We start from the raw sequence: 18,752 nt of genomic DNA, 5'->3' as shown, positions 1-18,752 counted from the left end.
TATAGCTGATTTAAGATGAAATTTCGGCTATCTTTTTGGTGATTCTATTTAGTATTTCCGACAGGATTAAGGCAAATACGACAAATAGAACAAACACCATATAGCCCGGTTGTAAAGAGGTATTGTTTGTTGCAATACTCGTAATATTGTCTTCCTTGATGTTTAAAACGGCTAACTGAGAAGTTAGCATACTGTTCATACCAATATAGGTCAACATGATTGCCACCACCATGACGTCGGCCATGCTCCATTTACCGGACTTGAAAGCGAAAAAATGGACGAATTTATTCTTTCTGCTCGACTCGCGCAAGAGATAAAGGCCCGATGAAATGAGCTTACCGAGCGGAAAGAATACACTGAATGTTAAAATGAGCAGACCTACCACGATGGAATCGATCTTGGCATTCTTCAAAAGAATTACTACCACATCCATAATACTCTTGCTCTGAAAGAAAAGAACTTGGTCTTCAAAAATGAGATGTTCTCCCATTAAGTGGAAGTCTATCTTCTCCAACCTTGCTTCCACCTCAATCATGACCGATGAAACGCCTACAATTAACACAACGCCAGCGGCTAAAAGTGAAAAAATAAATAATGATTTTTGCAATTCCTGATGATCGATGAAATATTTCCACAAGGCCAACAACAGTAAAATACAGGCAAAAACAACAAGCGTATACGCATAGCTCTCGTAGCGGATATCGGCAAATAGTTTATCCGTCTTCTTTTTGAAGCCGGTACTGTTTCGCGCACCGTATTTACTGAAAATGGCGTTGGTTACTTTTCGTTGCGCCACCATAGAGCTGTCGAAAGTCGTTTCTTTTACTTCATCCAGTTTATCTTCGGCCAGATTTTTCAAGGTTTTCTTGGTGGATGGTTTGTTTACCTGATCGACAATGGTTTTTGCAAAACCGGGAACCTGATCGTGTAATTGATCTTCATCGACAAAAACATTGACTGCTGCCTTCCGTATTTTTCCTTTGATGCTCGTTTGCTTTTTCGTCAGATTACTCATGGCTTTATCGATCATAGCATGAAGCATTTTTTCCACTTCTTTCTGCAGCTCAACCCTTTGCTCCGGCGTAAAACTGAACTGCTGAATTTGTTTTTCAACTATTGTAGTTATCTTTTCTTCCCATTTATTAATAGAAAGAATGCCGAATGCAATGCTATTTACGGTACTATAGTCTTCCATAATCTGCACTTGCTGCCGTGATAGGGCATTGATACGGTACCCCGAAAAGGCTATCAATAACAACAGCAAGCTCAGCCCTATAGTGAGGAAAAGTTTAGTTTTTGAAAACATAGATATGTATTTAATCTTTCATATAAGTTAAGGATATATTACATACGATATGCCTCCCTATATTGTTTTACAGATCTAAAAAATTTTCGGGATGATTTTCACATTAATTCAACCAACCTGTGATCGTTACAGATTATATTAAACACTTTTTCATAAAAACAGGAAAAATCCTATATGAAAAATAGTGTTATACCTCTTTCATCGTTTCGCTATATTTCTCACTTTTGTTTCACTCAAGCATCCTATCTATCGAAAAACATTAGGTGCGAATTACCAAATGTATTTCGGCACCGGCATGACCGACAAACGTGCATGCCTTAAAGAATTAACAAAGGGAAAGTGACATGGGAGGCGGCTTCGGCCGCCATTTTTTTTACTACTCTAGCAACTGATTCATCAAATTTCACATGTATTGCCGGTTTACCTTCGCACTGATCTGATCATTTCATAGCGAAGTCCTATTTAATGCATTTTTAGCCGCATAATGAAATAATGCTGCCGAAACTAGAAACAGGCCGGCGAAGAAACCATTAACGCCCAATATTTCGATGACCGAGCTGCCATGATGCTGCATACCTGCAAGAAGGGCAATTGTTGCAAGCACTACCAGTGTCAGTACGGTGACATACATGGCACGTTCCATACCGGCCGCTTTGAACTGCGATAGCAAGGAGCCAACGATCACGACGATGGCTACTGCTATATACATAAGGTTGCCGATATTTGGGCCGCTGCCGATCAGGCCTACTGCTAAGTTGGCCCAGATCATTAAAAAGGTGGCCACGACCGTTATGCTGATGGCAATTCGATACATGAGATTGGGCGATCGCCTAACCAGCCACGTAAATGAAATCCCCGTTCCGAATATAAGCGCTCCCATAATAATAAAATCAAGCGAGCTCCAGTTTACCTCGTTGGTAAAGTGCATGGCTACGAAAGGGATCAGCAATAGGAACAGGGTGACACATGCGACACCTATAATAGATGAATAAATGCTGCTTTGCTTTTTCATGCTTTGAAAAATTTAGTGAATAATCTATTTGTTATTTCTATTCAAAAGTACTTTGTATTTCAAAGTAAAACAAGAAAATTCGGAATTTTATTTTCATCGCCGCCTGGTAAGCAATTCTCCATTAGGCGTACTATGTAAAGCCGAATTTTTGAAGGCTAAAGCAAATCAGTGGACAGAAAAATTAATACAAGCTAAACACACGATTAATGCAACGAAATTATCTTTGTCCTATAAAAAATCGCCTTCTCATAATTAGGTTTATAATTGGTTAGCGAACGCTCCGTTACTCCCCATTTCGGAGCGTTTCTTTAGACACCCCACAACATGGTTATAGGTAGGTAACAAGAAGAAGAATAACCCCTTAATATATCATAGGCGTACCGAAAGAAGTACTCCATTTAATGCAACCGATTGCGTTTATTGTCAATTTTGTTTTCCTTCTTTTTTATACTACTATTGCTTTTACATTATTCTTAACTGCTATACACCGCTTAAAGACCGGATCATGTTACCAATGGGCCAAACACATCTCAAAGAATGTATGTTATGGTTTATTTTAACCTGTAGATGATGAAATTTATTATTTTTTGCCTTGTATTCCTTCTATCAGCCACATCAACTTTTGCATTCGGACAATCCAAAAAGCGTCCCAATATCATTGTTTTTTTGGTTGATGATATGGGATGGCAAGATAGCTCAGAGCCCTTTTGGACAGAGATTACGTCCTTAAATCGGAAATACCATACACCCAATATGGAACGTTTGGCAAAAGAAGGCGCTAAATTCACCAATGCCTACGCAAACCCCGTATGCACGCCTACACGTGTCAGTATGCTGTCGGGCATGACAGCAGCTCATCATGGTGTGACGAATTGGACTTCTCCCGCTCCTAATAATAATACCGATGCTCTTGATAAACAGTTTGGCGCAGCATCCTGGAATTATAATGGTATGAGCCCGGTGCCGAATATTCCGCATACCTTTCATGCAACCCCTTTTCCGAAAATTTTGAAAGATGCCGGCTACTTTACCGTTCATGTAGGGAAAGCTCATTGGGGCTCTGCCGGAACGCCGGGGGCCAATCCTTATAATATGGGTTTTATGGTTAATATCTCGGGCCATGCCGCCGGACATCCACAGAATTATTTGGGGCAGGAAAATTATGGCAATCTTCCAGGCAAGGCAAGTTGGCAGGCTGTACCTGATCTAGAAGAATATTATGGAAGGGATACCTTTCTCACGGAAGCACTCACTTTGGAGGCAATCAAGGCACTGGAACAGCCGATTAAAGAAGGGAAGCCTTTTTATTTGAATATGGCGCATTATGCCGTACATGTCCCATTGCAGGCTGATAAACGCTTTTATCAAAAATACATCGATACTGGTTTAGGAGAATCTGAAGCGATGTATGCCTCGTTATTGGAAGGTATGGATAAAAGCTTAGGCGACCTGATGGACTATCTACAAGAAAAGGGAATAGCCGATAATACCATCGTCATTTTTATGAGTGATAATGGAGGTTTGAGTTTATCGCCACCAAGGGGTGGATCACCGCATAGCCAAAATTCACCTTTAAGGGCCGGAAAAGGCTCAGTTTATGAAGGCGGAATCCGCGAACCCATGCTCGTGAAATGGCCCGGTGTTGCAAAAGCCGGTTCGGTGGTAAACCAATACGTAATGATTGAAGATTTTTTTCCCAGCATTTTAGAAATGGCAAGTGTTCCATCAACAGAAATTTTGCAAAGCATCGATGGCAAGAGTTTTGTTCCCTACCTTAAAAATCCCAATTTGAGCGACTCAACACGTGCATTAATATGGCACTCGCCAAACAAATGGACAACGGACGATGGCCCGGGTATCAACTATAAAAGCGCTATTCGGAAAGGGGATTGGAAGCTTATTTATAATATGCGTGATACAAGCTTTGAGCTATATAACTTAAAAAATGATATTCGGGAATCACATAATTTAGCTGTTCACTATTCGGATAAAGTGAAAGAACTCGGCCAATTGTTAAGCGATAAATTAAGAAAATGGAGGGCACCTATGCCAATAAACAAGACAAGTGGCCAACCTGTCCCCATGCCCGACAGGCACGACTAAACAGCAATGTGGTTATTGTTGATGTGACTGATATTCAAAAAGTCAATTGATAAAGTGAAAAGGCAACGACACTTACGAATTAGCTATTTTCATCTTTCGTTGGCCCGCCGATAAGGACTTTGTTTTCTTGAAAGTCAGAATATCGGTTAACTCATTAGCGGAAAGTGATTGAGATTCGTAAGTATCCAAACAATCTATTTCAACGTCCAGCGTCACCGGGTTCTCGGTAATCACATACGTATCATTCAACCAAATCAGTCGAATATCTCCTATCGTTGTAATCTCTAATTTGAGTAATTTACTTAATAAAGGTAGTTTCAAATGCATGGCAATAATTTTTATTCTAATATACCACCCTTATATTACACAAACGATTGTTTATTATTAATTTTTTATTTTTTTGTACGTTTTATAGAAATTTCAGCATAATATCTTCCGAATGAACCGATGTCTTCCTTCCCGAATACTGTATCGGCTACGGAGATTTCCTTTATTTGTTACGTTCGGCTGCTAAAATAGCAGCCAACTCCTTCACCATCTTCGGATGAGTATCTGCCACGTTATTTTTTTCACCCATATCTTTTGATAGATCATATAATTGCGGATGTGGCGCATTTCCTAATTCTGTGTCGGTTAACTTGGCATAAGCCCGTCCATTGCCCGGCTCAATGTATTTCCATTTTCCTTTAATAACAGCTAGACTTCCGGCGTGTTCAATCAAGTGACTTCTTCCCTCTTTATCTTTTCCAAGAAAGGTGTCCCATAAAGCCTGACTATCGAAGGCCTCTCCTTTCGGTATCGCCTGCCCCAGCATATCGGCAACGGAGGCGAGCAGATCGATCTGACAAAGAAGTGCATCTGAAGTAACACCCTTAGCTGCTCCTGCCCCACTGACAATGAAGGGCACGCGTGTACCTCCCTCGAATATACTGTATTTGCCTCCTCTTAAGGGCCCGGCAGGCATATGCCCATTTCGTTGGCTTACTGCACCATCTTGATAGCCATCATCCAACACCGGTCCATTATCACTCGAGAAGATAATCAGCGTATTGTCGGACAAGCCGAGTGACTCTATTTGATCCATGATCTGTCCAACAGTCCAGTCCAATTGCAGAATAGCGTCTCCTCGGTAACCTAGATTGCTTTTTCCCTTAAATATAGTGGCGGGCATACGGGGCACGTGGGGTTCAGTCAACGCAAAATAAAGAAAAAAGGGTCGCTCTTTATTCCGTTTTATATATTCCTGCGCAACCGAAAGAAATGTGGTAGAAACTTCCTCATCGACCCATCTTGCCCGATGGCCACCGCTCATATAGCCAATACGTCCGATACCGTTTACAATGGTTTGATTATGCCCTTGTCCGGGTGATGAATGCATCTTCAGCAACTCCGGATGTTCTTTACCTGTGGGATCATTGCCTACCGGTTGTTGGTAATCTACTTCTATCGGGTCGTTCTGATCAAGCCCTAACACGCGATGATTTTCCATAAATACGGTGGGTACACGGTCCGCTGTTGCGGGAAAAATAAACGAATAATCGAAACCGACCTCATTTGGGCCTGGCTTTACATCTGTATTCCAATTCTTCTTCACCTGTGTCCCCAGACCTAAATGCCATTTACCAACCACGGCGGTGTGGTAGCCCGCCTTTTTAAAAATTTTCGGCAAGCTTACTCGATCGGTGGGAATAATCAGCTTTGCATCGCCCGGAAGGACGCCCGTGCCCTGCTGTCGCCAAGGATAAATACCCGTCATCAAACCAAAACGGGATGGGGTACAAGTAGCAGAGGTTGTATGTGCATTGGTAAATCGTATACCGCTGGCAGCCAAACGATCGAGGTTGGGTGTCTGTATTTTTGTAGCGCCATACGCACTTACGTCGCCATAACCCAAATCATCAGCGTATATATAAATAATATTTGGTTTCCCGGATTTTTGCTGTCCGTATCCGAATTGGGAACTTAATAAGGCAATACTCAATAAAATGAGGCCCACCCATGGTTTTAAGTTGTTTGTTATTGGTGTCATTTTAGCATCTTTTATTCGCTACTACGTTCATTAGCTTGCTTTTTTTCTCATACAGCCTGTAGACCGACAAGCCGCGTTCGTGCGGTTAGCGATTCGTTAAATCATCAATAAGCAATAAAACTAACAGTTCTAGTTCACATTATCCAGTAGTGATTAAACGCAACCGATTGCGAAAAAACAGTTTAGCGCACCGCTGTCCAATACGACACCGTCAACGCAAATGATAAGACATCTTAGATATGCTTTATTAAGTTGACGTTTACATATAGTGACAAGAAATATGTTTAGACAAAATAAACATCTGCGCTAAAATTGTACTATTTAAAACAAAATCATGCGCCTACCCTCCTTGTAAAGCTTAACATAAATTTAATTTTGGAAATAGTTCATTATAAGTAAACTTTGTTTATATTTGAAAATTGATTTAATATTTAAATTTTATGCCTAATGAAATAAAAATGGTTGTTTTTGATATGGCCGGCACCACAGTAGATGAAGATAATATCGTCTACAAAACATTGCAAAAAGCTATTAATGAAGCTGGATTTGACTTTAGCTTAGAACAAGTTTTAGCGGAGGGTGCCGGAAAGGAAAAGAAACAGGCAATCCGTTCCATACTTGCCAGGTATGAAAATATAGAGAACGAGGGTTTAGTTGATTCGATTTACGAGAGCTTCAGGCAGCAGCTCGACCAAGCCTATGAAAGGGAGGAAATTGTACCTCAGAAGAATGCCGAAGAACTTTTTAGAGCGTTGAAAGAGCGGAATATTTTAGTAGTTCTCAATACGGGTTACGATAGGATTACCGCTCAGTCGATTATCGATAAATTGCGATGGAAAGAGGGTGAGCAAATAGACGCGCTGGTAACCGCCAGCGACGTACCGGAAAATAGGCCTTATCCCGATATGATCCATTTTGCCATGAAACGTTTTAACATAACTGATGGCAGTCAAGTCGCTAAAATAGGAGATTCAACCATTGATATCAAGGAAGGTCAAAATGCCGGTTGTGGTTTAAATATCGGTATTACTACCGGTGCACATACTGTTGAGCAACTAGAAACGGCAAATCCGGATAAAATTATCGGCGATTTGATTGATGTATTATCTTTATTGGACGAGGTTACTGCATAAATTTCGTTGTTCATATATAGAAACAGAATCAACATAAGTGGTGTCTTAAGTGTAGAAAGAAACTTTCAGGCACCACTTATCGTATTCATTTATTCTTCTGTCTCGATATGTTCTTGCAAACAAGTAATGGCATCATATAATACCCCCGCTTCCCCTCTAAAGGTTCCGGAACCTTCGGGTTTATTATCGCGAGTATACCATTCGAAAAATCCGTTATTCTTGATCACACGATCCACCATCGGCTTTAGCTGTTCATAAGCTTCTTTTTGAAAGCCATACTTGACTAACTGCTGAATCATTCGTCCGCCAAACCAGGTCCAATCTCCTCCATTTTGATAGCCGTAAGGGTACATACCTTTGTTCTTGAACGCACCTTCGGGATAAGTGGGGTAAAGTGTTAAACCAATGGTTGCGGCTCCTGATTCCTTGACGTTGGCAATCATCTTGTCCAAAGAAGCTTTAATCTCGTCTTTATTTAACAAGCCAGCCTCAATAGCTATTGCTGTACCCCCATGATAGTAGATTGCATTTTCGTCAAAAGTGCTATCGAATGGTGAGCCGTTCAGGTAAAGATGGGGGATAAATTTTTGGCGCTTAGCATCCCAGAGATGTGCCATCGTGTTCTTCGCAATATGCTCGCGGATGGGCTTCCATTTTGCTGCTTTTTCAGGTACCATCTCCATAAAATTATCTAAGGCGATCAAAAACATGGCGTTATCATAAATATCGATCGCCAGGTGGGAATCGTCGGTTAGATAAACACCCCAATCATGCTCGGGTTGCACATCGCCCCAATCAGCTGTTGTTGCCCCCCATAGCAGTCCATATTTTTCGTTATATCGCTTATTCATTAGAAAGGATAAGGCTTGCTCCATCCGATCGCGTACAGGGATTGCACCTACTTTAAGGTTTAAAAACGTGGTGTCCTGCGTTGCTTGCAGGTATTTATGCACGGCCTGTATTAATGAGGTCTCCTGATCAGTTTCCACGGTGTTTTTATGTCCTGCGTAATGGGGTGCCAGATCGTTATAGATATAGTCATAACCCCCTTTGCTCGGTTTTACAGTAGATTTTGGAACAAAACCGTCAACAATATTACCATCTGTTCCTTGCAATTGGAAAAAGATAACCAAGTTATCCCTTAAGGTGTCTTTTGGGTGAGCTTTTGCAGCAAGGTTAATAAAAGTGTTATAATCGCGAATCCAAACTTCACGGTATCCATCTCCTGCATTAAAGCCCGTGCTTACCACCTTTAAGGCTCGCTCTTTCACTATATTTAGATTACTGTCAGCTGCAATTATCTGTGCTAATGTCTGTTCCTTATTCCTGCTCGTTTGGTTATTACATGCGTAAATGCCTAGGCAAACAAGGAATGAGATTATTGTAGTTCTTTTCATTTTTTATCTATTTATCATTTGTTAGTCTGCCGGGGGAATACCGCTGATACCCCATGCTTGATTAGGTTCGGATCCCATTTCCAGAACTAGTGTACCGCCTTTTAACACCTCTGCAGCCGGTAACCAGCAATCGTTCCATACTTTTCCGTTCAGATAAGCTTTTTGTATGTAAATATTTCGTTTACTTGTGTTTTTTGCTTCAATGGTAAAGCTTTGACCTCTTCCAAAACGCCCACCGAGATTAACTGTCACTTTCTTAAAAATGGGGCTGCCGATCTCATAAATTGGATTGACGCGGGTTCCTCCATCAGTTTGGAAGAGTCCTAACGCATTCATGACAAACCAAGCGCTCATTTGCCCTTGATCTTCATCACCCAAATATGCATTTGCTTCGCCATGCCCATAGTAACGCTCCATAATGGCACGACTCCATTTTTGTGTTAGCCACGGCCGCTTAACCCAGTTGAATAGAAAGGCAAAGTGCATGGATTGTTGGTTTCCCTGCACCACCGGATAATCCCAGTATTGATCATTCGGACCATTGAAACGCCAGCGGTAGCTTTCACCAAAGCCCCATTCCAATCGTTTGACAAAAGTTTCTTCACCAATTTTTTGTGCTAAACCTGTTACGTCCTGCGGCACAAAATAGGTCAATTGCCATGCATTTCCCTCTACGTAATGTTTATTAGCTCCTGATTTGAAAGGATCAAAATCAGGTAACCAGTTTCCATTCTTATCCCGCATCCTTGCATAACCCGTTGTAGTATCAATCGCATTTTTCCACCAGGACCCTCGGTTGGCAAAAATTTGGTATTCCTTTTCTTTACCAAGGGCTTTGGCAAATTGACCGACAGTCCAGTCGTCATAGCTATATTCCAGCGAATTGGAAAAGCGGCCTTCATCGAAAGGAACATAATGATGCTTAAGATAAGTCGCCAAATCGCGATTGCCGGCATAACCTCCTTCTACCGGTCCGGATAAGGTTGTCTGCATTTTATACGCTGCTTTAAAGGCCTTTTCTACATCATAATTACGGATTCCCATTTGATAAGCCCCTACAATAAGTGGTATCTCATGTTCAGCAACCATCACCGGAATATATTCCATACCCGCCGGTCCTTTGGCCAACCAGCCATTGGCATCGTACATTGCCAATTGTGATCGAACCCATTTATTTGACCACTCGGGCGTAATCAAGTTCCAGAACTGATTAAGGTTCCAGAAGGTATTCCAAAAAGCGTCACACCCTAGGGCCCGATCGCTTGTATCACTAAAACGGCGTACCTTTTCATCTGCAGACACCCAGCTTCCATCTACGTCACTAAAGGTATTCCTACTCGCTAGGGAACGATACATATTGGTATAGAAGCGTTGTTTTTGAAAAAAGTCGTCTGATTCTATATGCACACGATTTAATAATTCGTTCCAAACTTCTCGCTGATTGGCTACTGCTTTATCGAACGACCAACCAAAGGGTTTACTGATTTCCTCCATCAAATTCTGCTCCGCCTGCGTTAAACCGACAAAGGAAATACCGGTTCTGACTTGTACAGTATGCTTCTTTCTTAGGTCGAACTCTACAAACATACCGGCGTTTTTTGCATGACCAGTGGATAGTTCCGGCTGTTTTAACACCTGATCGTCCTTCCAAAAACCCAGTTGTTGAATAGGCTGGTCGAACTCCATCACAAAGTATACGGTATAAGCCTGATCAACACCGCCTGACCAGACACTTTTCGATAGTTGTTTACTATATCCAACAATGCGGTTAGGTGCAATTTGCTTCAAACTTGCTTCTTCAATTTCATAAGGATATTCACTTGGGATTTGTAGATCGACCATGACGCGGCCAGTGTCTCCACGATGGTACGTATAACGTTGCAAGCTGCTACGCGTACCCGCGGTTAATTCTGCCGTAATATCATAATCGGACAAATCTACCCGATAATAGCCTAAAGGGGCTTTTTCGGTCGACTTATCAATTCTGGATCGGTAACCACTATCAGGCTGGTGCTCGTCACCGATACGAATCTGCAAAGGACCTGTCGTCGGAAAAGTCCCCAAACCGGTCATGGTCCATTCATGGATATGGCTAAAAGTCCCGATCGACTCAATGGTAGGGTCATATCCAGCTTGCCAGCCGCTATTCTGATTATCCGGACTCAACTTCACCATGCTAAACGGCATCCAAGGACCCGGAGCGATCATCCATCGTGAATGGGCGGCCCCCATCATGGTATTGACATAAGTCGCGGGGCTAGCTTCGCTTTGCGCCGACCGGAGCACCTCACCGCTCTCCTTCAGCTGTCCATTAACAAACAGCGCGTATTTGCTTTTTTTGGATTGCTTAACAGCCGGCATCGGCGCTTCGAAAATGTAGCGTCCTGAATCAAGCTGCCGCTTAAAAATAGATTGTCCCTCCAATTTGACTTCAAGAACGGGGCTTCCTTTTAGGGAAGAAATATCGATCAACAAGGGTTGATAACGCTTACTTGCTTGTTCTATTTCATAGTCAGCGGTTTCTACACTTCGGATTAAGGCATCATTTGTCGATTTTAAGGAAACTGTGGAGGGTCCTTTCAATAAGAGGTTATCGAAAACAAGCCAACCACCTTGAAGGCTTGTCAATTGAATCTCATTGAAACCATTTCTTAACAAATTAGGTGGTATTGATATTTCAATCCGTTGTGCATCTGTATTCGAAAAAGGACCGACGGGTTCGGCCTTTCCTTTACTGCTTTTTAGTTGAAAATGATGAGCCTGTCCGTTGATGGTAACTTTCAATACCGGCGCATGGAGTGGATCAGTCTGCAATATATTAGCTTCGAAATAAAACTTGTCAGCTTTATGCAGATGCGCTAACTCAAAGTCAATATTTAGGACATGCGAACGTATACCCGCAGTTGGTCCGGTACCTCCCCATTTCGTTGCCGGCCCCGGTAGTACATAAGGCCACTCCTTAGTAGGATCTGAATAACCGATCAGAAAAAAACGATCTTCAAAACCGAAATCATGTGCAATAAATTGCTGATATGCATTGGGTGCCAAGGCCATCCCCTGTGGGCTATGATCGGACTTACCAATTTCCCATAAGATTTTTAAATCCTCGTTAGCACGCGCGGTCAGGGAAACCAATACGGTAAGCAAGGCCCATGTGTATTTTTTTATTCGCATCATTCTTTTTATTGATTTAAACAAGCTTCATCTTTCACGAAGGCCACCACCACTTTTGCTTTCTTTTGTCCCAAGTTTCGAAGGCTATAACCATGAGCTGCTGCCGGGATTGCAAACGTTTCTACGAAGTTAAACACATGCTTCGATCCATTAGCAGTTGTCAACTCAATCGACTCTCCTTCTACCAACATCAATACATGACATTGCCCGTGCGTTAAGATATTAACACGATCGTCAAATTCGTAACGGTCAACCGTGTAGAAATGTTCAGGATGTGTTGGCAAGTGAATCACGCTGCTCTGTTCATCGAGCACCTGTTGTACCGGTTTTGAGATCAGTGTATCTATAACAGCCTGCCCCTTTCGTGAGAAATCTAAGTTATCAAAAGCCCGATCAATATTTAAAGGTCGTGGATTTCCTTCTAAATCCGGACGAACCCAATCGTACATCTTGAAAGTAAAAATATAAGGTGTCGCACTGATTTCCAGCACCAGGTTATTCTTACCGGAAGCATGGACTGTCCCGTTCGGAATCAGGTATAATCCATGCTTTTCAGCAGGAAATTTCTGCACGTAATCTTCAATATTCAAGGCTTCATTTTTCTCGAAACTTTGCTCCAGTGCCTGTTTGAAACGTTTGGGTTCGATGTTGTCCTGAAAGCCAAGATAAACCTTCGCATCTACCTCACAATCAACAATATAATAAGTTTCATCTTGTGTAAAACTTTCGCCAAAATTTTCTCGAATGTAAGCGGTTCTTGGATGGCACTGAATGGATAGATTTCCCCCCTCATAGGTATCCAGAAAGTCGAAGCGAATAGGAAACTCGTCACCAAAACGTCGATGTGCTCTTCCTAATACATTTTCGCTTTCCTGATACATCAGTTGATCGAAGGAAATCTCTAGCTGGTTTCCTCCGTCTGTTAGCACCAGGCCGTTTTCAGGGACAATCATCTCAAAAGACCAAGCATAATTAGGAACTTCCTGGTCTAGACCAGGTAAATGATTTTTTAACCATTGTCCTCCCCACACACCGGGTTCGAACCAAGGTCTGACCCTAAAAAAAGATTGTGACATCTGCTTAAGGGTCTTCCGAAGGGCGTCGCCATACATCCAAGAGATTGTATCCGATTCTTGCTGATCTGCCATGATACTGATGTGAGGCAGTAGCGCCTTTTTATGTTTATTCAGGACAACCCAATCAACAAAATAAAAACGTTTGTAGGTTTGTTTGTTATCTTGCAGTCGTTGCGCACCCAGATTGCGTACCAAACCGGCGCGCATACGCTTTTGGATGATGTTTTTAGGAAGATCGATATAGACTATCGGTGCCGTTGAACTACAAAGGGCAGCGCCGCAGCCATATACTACTATTTGCTGTGCGCTGCCATTGTAAATCAAACTTTTAAGTCGGCCTCCATCAAAAAAATCGACTAAGGATAAAGACGTTTTCGTTCCAAAGATCGGATCGTCACCTCCAAGAAAAGGCTGTACCATGGTTTCAATGCTCGATGTTGGCAATAAAGCTTGATCAACCGACACGAATCGTACTTCTTTACCAAGGCTTTTAAACGATGCTTCCAAATTGCTCACCACGGTATGCCAATCGACACCAATATAACCATCAAGTAAACAAAGAGGTAAATCGCCTAAAATATTGGTAACCAACGCATCAAAGCCTTTAAAAATTTCGCCTTGCGCCGGATAAGTCGGGCATATTTCATAATTCAGGTTTACTTTTCCATTGGCTAATTCCATTTCCTTTTGTTGTTGTTCCATAATATTAATCTTTCTTTTTCGTATCTTCTTTTATCCTTAGTCGAATTTTAAGTAATCAGCACATTATTTCCTATTCATGTTAGTAGCCAGGGTTTTGCGTTAAACTAGGATTCCTTTGCAGTTCATCCGTTGGGATTGGTAATAACAAATTCTTTTCTTGTATAATTGCGCCTTTATCATTTGCATGGCCAATAACCGGTTCAAAACGGATATCTCCGCCGCCATCTACGACTGGTACCGGAAACATCCGCGTGCGTTGGATGTCAAACCATTGCCGGCCTTCAAATACCAATTCGCGGTAGCGCTCTTTCCAAACCTCTTGAACAAATTGCTCAACCGAAAGGCCAGCTAAACTTTGTCTCAATTGATTGATATCAGATTTCCACAGCGCTCTTGCCCTAACCTGCAAGAGGTAATCAACAGCTTCACCCGTTACACCTTCCGAAAGGGCGATAGCCTCGGCAGCAACCAATAGCACATCCGAATAGGTATAAATCGGCAAGTCCTTTCCCGAACTAGCTGTTTCAAAGGTCGCTACATCATCCATCCACATATAAGGAGCCGTAACAAAATTCAGGGTTGTACCATTAGATCGGGTTAATGACGAATGGAAGTATTGTTTTTCCTGAATACGGAGGTCATCCGTACGGTTATAACCTTGTAAAAATCTGGTTGAAGGCCCATAAGCGTTATTGGTAATGGCAAAGACCGTAGAGGATGCCGCTGTAGCCGGGAAAGCCCAGTGTACGTGAGTGGAAGTAGAAATACCTACCGCGAACTCATAATAGTAAATGTATTCCGCACTATTATTATCCACCAAACGCAGTTTATTATAGGCCGTACTATTCAGATTAACCGCACCATCCGCGCTACGATCGTGCGTAGTTAGCTGGTAAACCCCACTACTGATAACGGACTTAGCAACCGATGCACTTTTCGCATACTCCGCTTTTTGTAGGGGGTAACCTCCCATCGTAAGGTAGACATCTGCTAGAAGCGTGGCAGCCGTACCCCTGGTTATCCTTCCACCGTTGTCTGGCATGATCGTCTCCGCAAGTTCTCCTTCATTCACGGCAAACTCCAAGTCAGCGGTAATCAAGGCGTACACTTCTTCCAGAGGGCTCTTGGGAACATTTAAATTCTCTAAGCTTTCATAAGGTTCGGTAATCAACGGCACTTCGCCAAAAAGTCGAGCGAGTTGAAAATAACCCATCGCCCGAAAATAACGCGCTTCTGCCAACAGCTGATTACGCTGCGTATCTGACAAACCGGGTGTTGCAGGAATGTATTTAATCGCATTATTGGCACGGGCAATACCCCTATACAAGATGCTCCAAATATCCTGAAAATAGGTAGACAAATTGGTTGCATTGAAGGTCATGTTTTGGGCATGCTGTACATGCACCTCCTGCCCCTTGAATTCATTGTCGATATACCCGGTTAAATACGGGCCGAAGAACATTTTCGCACCGGAATAATGCGTACCCGACCCATCGTAAAGCTGTGGCGCACCCGTTCTGTACAATCCGTTAACGGCATTGATGGCATGCTCCGGCTGTGTGAAATATTGACTGCCGGCTATTTCATCTTTAGGTTCCTCTTCCAGAAACTTTTCACATGAGCTGAAAATGACAGCTACTGCAATTAAATATATAATGATAATTGGTTTCATTTGATCAACTTTTAAGATTTTCAATGGATTCATATCGCCTTACTTAAAATTGAAAACTAGTGCCTAAAGTGAACGTCCGAGGGCGCGGATACTGGTGAAAGTATATATTCTGTCCCCATTGATTCGTTCCCCAGGAAGTAGCTTCCGGATCGTAACCTTTAAAGCTGTCGGATTTGATTAAGAAGGCATTTTGGACGCTTGCATAAATCCGCCAGTTCTTCAGGCCAATTTTGCTCAATTGTGTGTTGCCAAAATTGTAACCCAAACTGATGGCGTTAACCCGAAGGTAAGAGCCATTGGCCACCCAATGATCGTCAACTTCACTATTCTGTCCGGAATATGGGCCGTTACGAATTTGTTGAATCATGGTATTTTGATTCTCCTCTGTCCAGCTTTCCGTCAATGTCCATCTAAAGCCATTGGAATAACCGGTACGATCTTCCATCGAGTGGAAGAACTGTTGGAGGATATCTACGCCCATTACAAATTGTAAATCAACATTTAAATCAAAGTTTTTATAGCGAAAGTTGTTGATAAAACTACCGGTCCAATCAGGTAATCCTTTACCAATAATGGTACGCTCGCTGCTGCGCTTCGCTTCACCGGGAATGGCGCCCACTTTAGCGGCTTCAGCAGCTTCATCCGTACTCCAAGTTCCCAGTCGTCGGTAACCCCAAAAAGAGCTCAGACTTTCACCAACCCGGAGAATGGTTTGGCTGCCCGACACCCAGTTTGGCCCGGGGAAGATATCTTCATCATTCGCTCCTAAGGCTTCGATCTTATTTTTATTATAATTGAAGTTAAGCGTTGTTTCCCAACTGAAATCAGTGGATTTCACCGGGCTACCGCTGATCAACACTTCAACACCTCTATTCGATACAGAGCCAATATTATCCCGAACGGCAGCAAAGCCGGTAGAAGTTGGAACGGGGCGATCCAGCAATAGATCGGTTGTGAGCTTATGGTAATAATCGAAACCGAAACTTAAGCGACGATTAAATAGCGATAAATCCATCCCAATATCAAACTGTTTTGTTTTCTCCCATTCCAAATTCGGATTCGGCAAACGGTTGATATAACTCTGGGAAACGCGTGTCCCATTGATCAATGTTGTTTCTGAAGATATGGTACCTAAGGATTGGTAAGTTGGAATCTCTGTATTGCCTGTTATACCATAACTCGAACGCAATTTTAGTTCATCGATAGCCTCCAAATCCGCTAAAAAACGTTCTTGAGATAACACCCAACCCAAACCCACGGATGGGAAAATACCGTATTTATTGTTGGCGCCGAAGCGTGAGGAACCGTCGACCCGTCCTGTAAAGGTCAGCAGGTATTTACTTTTATAGCTGTAGCTTCCGCGCAAAAAATAGGAATTCATTGACCAACGATCATAGGATGAGGTTGGTGCGCCGGGCTGACTAGCGGCCTGGATGCTATTGAAACGGAAGAAATTATCAGAAAAGCCTCTTGCTGAGATCGCATCGGTTTCGGCAGTTCGTTCTTGCCAACTCAGTCCCAGGACACCGTTGATACGATGATCGCCAAGCTCTTTATTGTAATTTAAATAGGTTTCTTCCTGCCAGTAGAACGAATGTTGATTCTCAATATAGGCATAACCAAGCGGTGCAGAAATGTTGATTAAATCTGTCGGATCGTAATTCTGGATGAGGTTATCTTGCTTATCGAAACCAAATTGTGTGCGTAAGTCAAGTCCAGGCAGGATGTGAAAGGTTGCGTAGGTGTTTCCGAATATCTGTGTCCGCTTCCGAAAACGATCTTGGGTTGTTAGCACATGTACCGGATTAGGGATGGCTTCAAGCGAATACGCATCACTGATCATTCCACTGTGCGCCCAAGTACCGTCAGGAAATTTCACCGGAAAAATCGGAGGCATTTCCAACATCGACCTTCTGGGCATTTGGTGGCCTCCCTCCTCTTCAAATTCATTCCCGCGGTTATAATTCACGAGTATATTGGTTCCCAACGACAACCATTTCTTTGGATTGGCATCATAAGCAAGTTTACCGTTAATACGTTCCAACCAGTTATTGAGCATAATGCCCTCCGTTTTATTGTAATTCATAAAAGCACCGAAGGAAGATTTTTCTGATTTTCCCAGTACCGATAATTGATGGTTATGCGATACGGCAGTTCGCGTAGCCTCTTCTTGCCAATCGGTATCATACAGGGGATTTCCCTGTGCATCGAAGAGCCGTGGATCTGATTTAGTAAAGACAGGTGGTGTACCGCTCGGATTATATTTGCTATAATTTTGAAAACCTCGCTCAATTACCTCCAAAAATTCCGCCGAATTCAGCACCTCCAATTTTTTAGGCAATACCCCCATACTTACAAAGCCATCGTAACCAATGACAAGACCTTCGGTTGGTGCACCACGCTTGGTGGTCACAAGAATGACCCCATTAGCACCCCGGGCACCATAGATCGCAGTTGATGAAGCATCTTTCAAGACTTCCATGCGCTCAATGTCATTTGGATTAAGGAATTGAATGTTCTCCATTACCACGCCGTCTACCACATAAAGTGGGTTCGACGAAGAATTAATCGTACCTAAGCCTCTGATCAGTACCCGAGGACTGCCCGTCGGCGAACCTGAGTTTAGAAATACATTTACACCTGATACTTTACCTTTTAAGCCTTGTAGCATATTGTTGGCAGGAACATTTAGTAATTCTTTTGAGGAGACAACAGCAACAGAACCCGTGAGGTCAGATTTACGCTGGGTACCGTAACCCGTAACGACGACCTCCTCTAAGGCTTCATCATCCGATTGAAGATTCATGTTAAAGGTACGTTGCTTACCCACCGTAATTTCTTGCGGTTGCATACCGATGTAACTGAATACCAGCACAGCTCGTTCGCTTGCTACCGTTAGTTGAAATCGTCCTTGAGCATCAGTAATGGTACCATTTGCCGTTCCTTTTTCACTGACACTGGCGCCGGCCAAAGCCATATCGGTCCCCGTGCCCTCGAACACGCGCCCGGAAATTGGAATGCCTTGCTTTGCAATGGCATTCGATTGAGTTGCTAACAGGATTAATAATCCCAGGAAGTAAAACTTCCAGCGTTTGTACATTTTTGTTTCTTTCATCTCATTTAAGTTTTAATAAAGGTTAGTTTATAA

11 protein-coding genes are annotated in these 18,752 nt (G+C 42.6%); 2 read left to right on the top strand and 9 right to left on the bottom strand.

The genetic code is table 11. The annotated features are described in order from the left end of the window. Positions 1 to 10: 10 nt before the first annotated feature. Both E0E36_RS07390 and E0E36_RS07385 read right to left on the bottom strand, forming a co-directional pair. The gene (locus E0E36_RS07390) at positions 11 to 1,306 is read right to left on the bottom strand and encodes a paraquat-inducible protein A (protein WP_130855393.1); all 1,296 of its coding nucleotides are present in this window, start codon (positions 1,304 to 1,306) and stop codon (positions 11 to 13) included. Positions 1,307 to 1,751: 445 nt separating this feature from the next. Then, on the bottom strand, positions 1,752 to 2,318 hold the full coding sequence (locus tag E0E36_RS07385) for a hypothetical protein (protein ID WP_130855392.1): 567 nt from the start codon (positions 2,316 to 2,318) through the stop codon (positions 1,752 to 1,754). Between the two features lie 567 nt (positions 2,319 to 2,885). On the opposite strand from E0E36_RS07385, the gene E0E36_RS07380 reads away from it, so the two are divergent. Beyond that, positions 2,886 to 4,421 carry a sulfatase gene (locus tag E0E36_RS07380; protein ID WP_130855391.1) on the top strand — a complete coding sequence of 512 codons (1,536 nt, stop codon included), beginning with the start codon at positions 2,886 to 2,888 and terminating at the stop codon, positions 4,419 to 4,421. A 72-nt stretch (positions 4,422 to 4,493) separates the two neighbouring features. On the opposite strand, the gene E0E36_RS07375 is transcribed toward E0E36_RS07380, so the two are convergent. After that, positions 4,494 to 4,748: a hypothetical protein gene (locus E0E36_RS07375; protein ID WP_130855390.1), complete on the bottom strand. Its 255-nt coding sequence runs from the start codon at positions 4,746 to 4,748 to the stop codon at positions 4,494 to 4,496. Between the two features lie 163 nt (positions 4,749 to 4,911). After that, positions 4,912 to 6,450: a sulfatase family protein gene (locus tag E0E36_RS07370; RefSeq protein ID WP_130855389.1), complete on the bottom strand. Its 1,539-nt coding sequence runs from the start codon at positions 6,448 to 6,450 to the stop codon at positions 4,912 to 4,914. 440 nt (positions 6,451 to 6,890) lie between these two features. On the opposite strand from E0E36_RS07370, the gene E0E36_RS07365 reads away from it, so the two are divergent. Then, positions 6,891 to 7,583, top strand: coding sequence for a phosphonatase-like hydrolase (locus E0E36_RS07365; protein WP_207303733.1), 693 nt, complete (start codon positions 6,891 to 6,893; stop codon positions 7,581 to 7,583). Positions 7,584 to 7,672: 89 nt separating this feature from the next. On the opposite strand, the gene E0E36_RS07360 is transcribed toward E0E36_RS07365, so the two are convergent. From E0E36_RS07360 to E0E36_RS07340, 5 genes are all read right to left on the bottom strand, one after another. Beyond that, the gene (locus E0E36_RS07360; RefSeq protein ID WP_130855388.1) at positions 7,673 to 8,980 is read right to left on the bottom strand and encodes a glucosidase family protein; all 1,308 of its coding nucleotides are present in this window, start codon (positions 8,978 to 8,980) and stop codon (positions 7,673 to 7,675) included. Positions 8,981 to 9,001: 21 nt separating this feature from the next. Further along, positions 9,002 to 12,157, bottom strand: coding sequence for a GH92 family glycosyl hydrolase (locus E0E36_RS07355; protein WP_242627158.1), 3,156 nt, complete (start codon positions 12,155 to 12,157; stop codon positions 9,002 to 9,004). A 5-nt stretch (positions 12,158 to 12,162) separates the two neighbouring features. Further along, positions 12,163 to 13,932 (bottom strand): class I mannose-6-phosphate isomerase, encoded by a 1,770-nt coding sequence (locus E0E36_RS07350; RefSeq protein ID WP_130855387.1) that lies wholly within the window; start codon positions 13,930 to 13,932, stop codon positions 12,163 to 12,165. Between the two features lie 79 nt (positions 13,933 to 14,011). Then, positions 14,012 to 15,604: a RagB/SusD family nutrient uptake outer membrane protein gene (locus tag E0E36_RS07345; RefSeq protein ID WP_130855386.1), complete on the bottom strand. Its 1,593-nt coding sequence runs from the start codon at positions 15,602 to 15,604 to the stop codon at positions 14,012 to 14,014. 43 nt (positions 15,605 to 15,647) lie between these two features. Then, positions 15,648 to 18,719, bottom strand: coding sequence for a SusC/RagA family TonB-linked outer membrane protein (locus E0E36_RS07340; RefSeq protein WP_130855385.1), 3,072 nt, complete (start codon positions 18,717 to 18,719; stop codon positions 15,648 to 15,650). Positions 18,720 to 18,752: the final 33 nt, after the last annotated feature.

The organism is Olivibacter jilunii (genome assembly GCF_900607235.1).
Classification (GTDB): domain Bacteria; phylum Bacteroidota; class Bacteroidia; order Sphingobacteriales; family Sphingobacteriaceae; genus Olivibacter; species Olivibacter oleidegradans.
This window is presented reverse-complemented; position numbering and strand designations above follow the sequence as displayed.

What these genes read in the sequence shown, in the direction of transcription:
- E0E36_RS07390 (WP_130855393.1), bottom strand. Translation starts at nt 1,306, where the DNA reads ATGTTTTCAAAAACTAAACTTTTCCTCACTATAGGGCTGAGCTTGCTG.
- E0E36_RS07385 (WP_130855392.1), bottom strand. Translation starts at nt 2,318, where the DNA reads ATGAAAAAGCAAAGCAGCATTTATTCATCTATTATAGGTGTCGCATGT.
- E0E36_RS07380 (WP_130855391.1), top strand. Translation starts at nt 2,886, where the DNA reads ATGATGAAATTTATTATTTTTTGCCTTGTATTCCTTCTATCAGCCACA.
- E0E36_RS07375 (WP_130855390.1), bottom strand. Translation starts at nt 4,748, where the DNA reads ATGCATTTGAAACTACCTTTATTAAGTAAATTACTCAAATTAGAGATT.
- E0E36_RS07370 (WP_130855389.1), bottom strand. Translation starts at nt 6,450, where the DNA reads ATGACACCAATAACAAACAACTTAAAACCATGGGTGGGCCTCATTTTA.
- E0E36_RS07365 (WP_207303733.1), top strand. Translation starts at nt 6,891, where the DNA reads ATGCCTAATGAAATAAAAATGGTTGTTTTTGATATGGCCGGCACCACA.
- E0E36_RS07360 (WP_130855388.1), bottom strand. Translation starts at nt 8,980, where the DNA reads ATGAAAAGAACTACAATAATCTCATTCCTTGTTTGCCTAGGCATTTAC.
- E0E36_RS07355 (WP_242627158.1), bottom strand. Translation starts at nt 12,157, where the DNA reads ATGATGCGAATAAAAAAATACACATGGGCCTTGCTTACCGTATTGGTT.
- E0E36_RS07350 (WP_130855387.1), bottom strand. Translation starts at nt 13,932, where the DNA reads ATGGAACAACAACAAAAGGAAATGGAATTAGCCAATGGAAAAGTAAAC.
- E0E36_RS07345 (WP_130855386.1), bottom strand. Translation starts at nt 15,604, where the DNA reads ATGAAACCAATTATCATTATATATTTAATTGCAGTAGCTGTCATTTTC.
- E0E36_RS07340 (WP_130855385.1), bottom strand. Translation starts at nt 18,719, where the DNA reads ATGAAAGAAACAAAAATGTACAAACGCTGGAAGTTTTACTTCCTGGGA.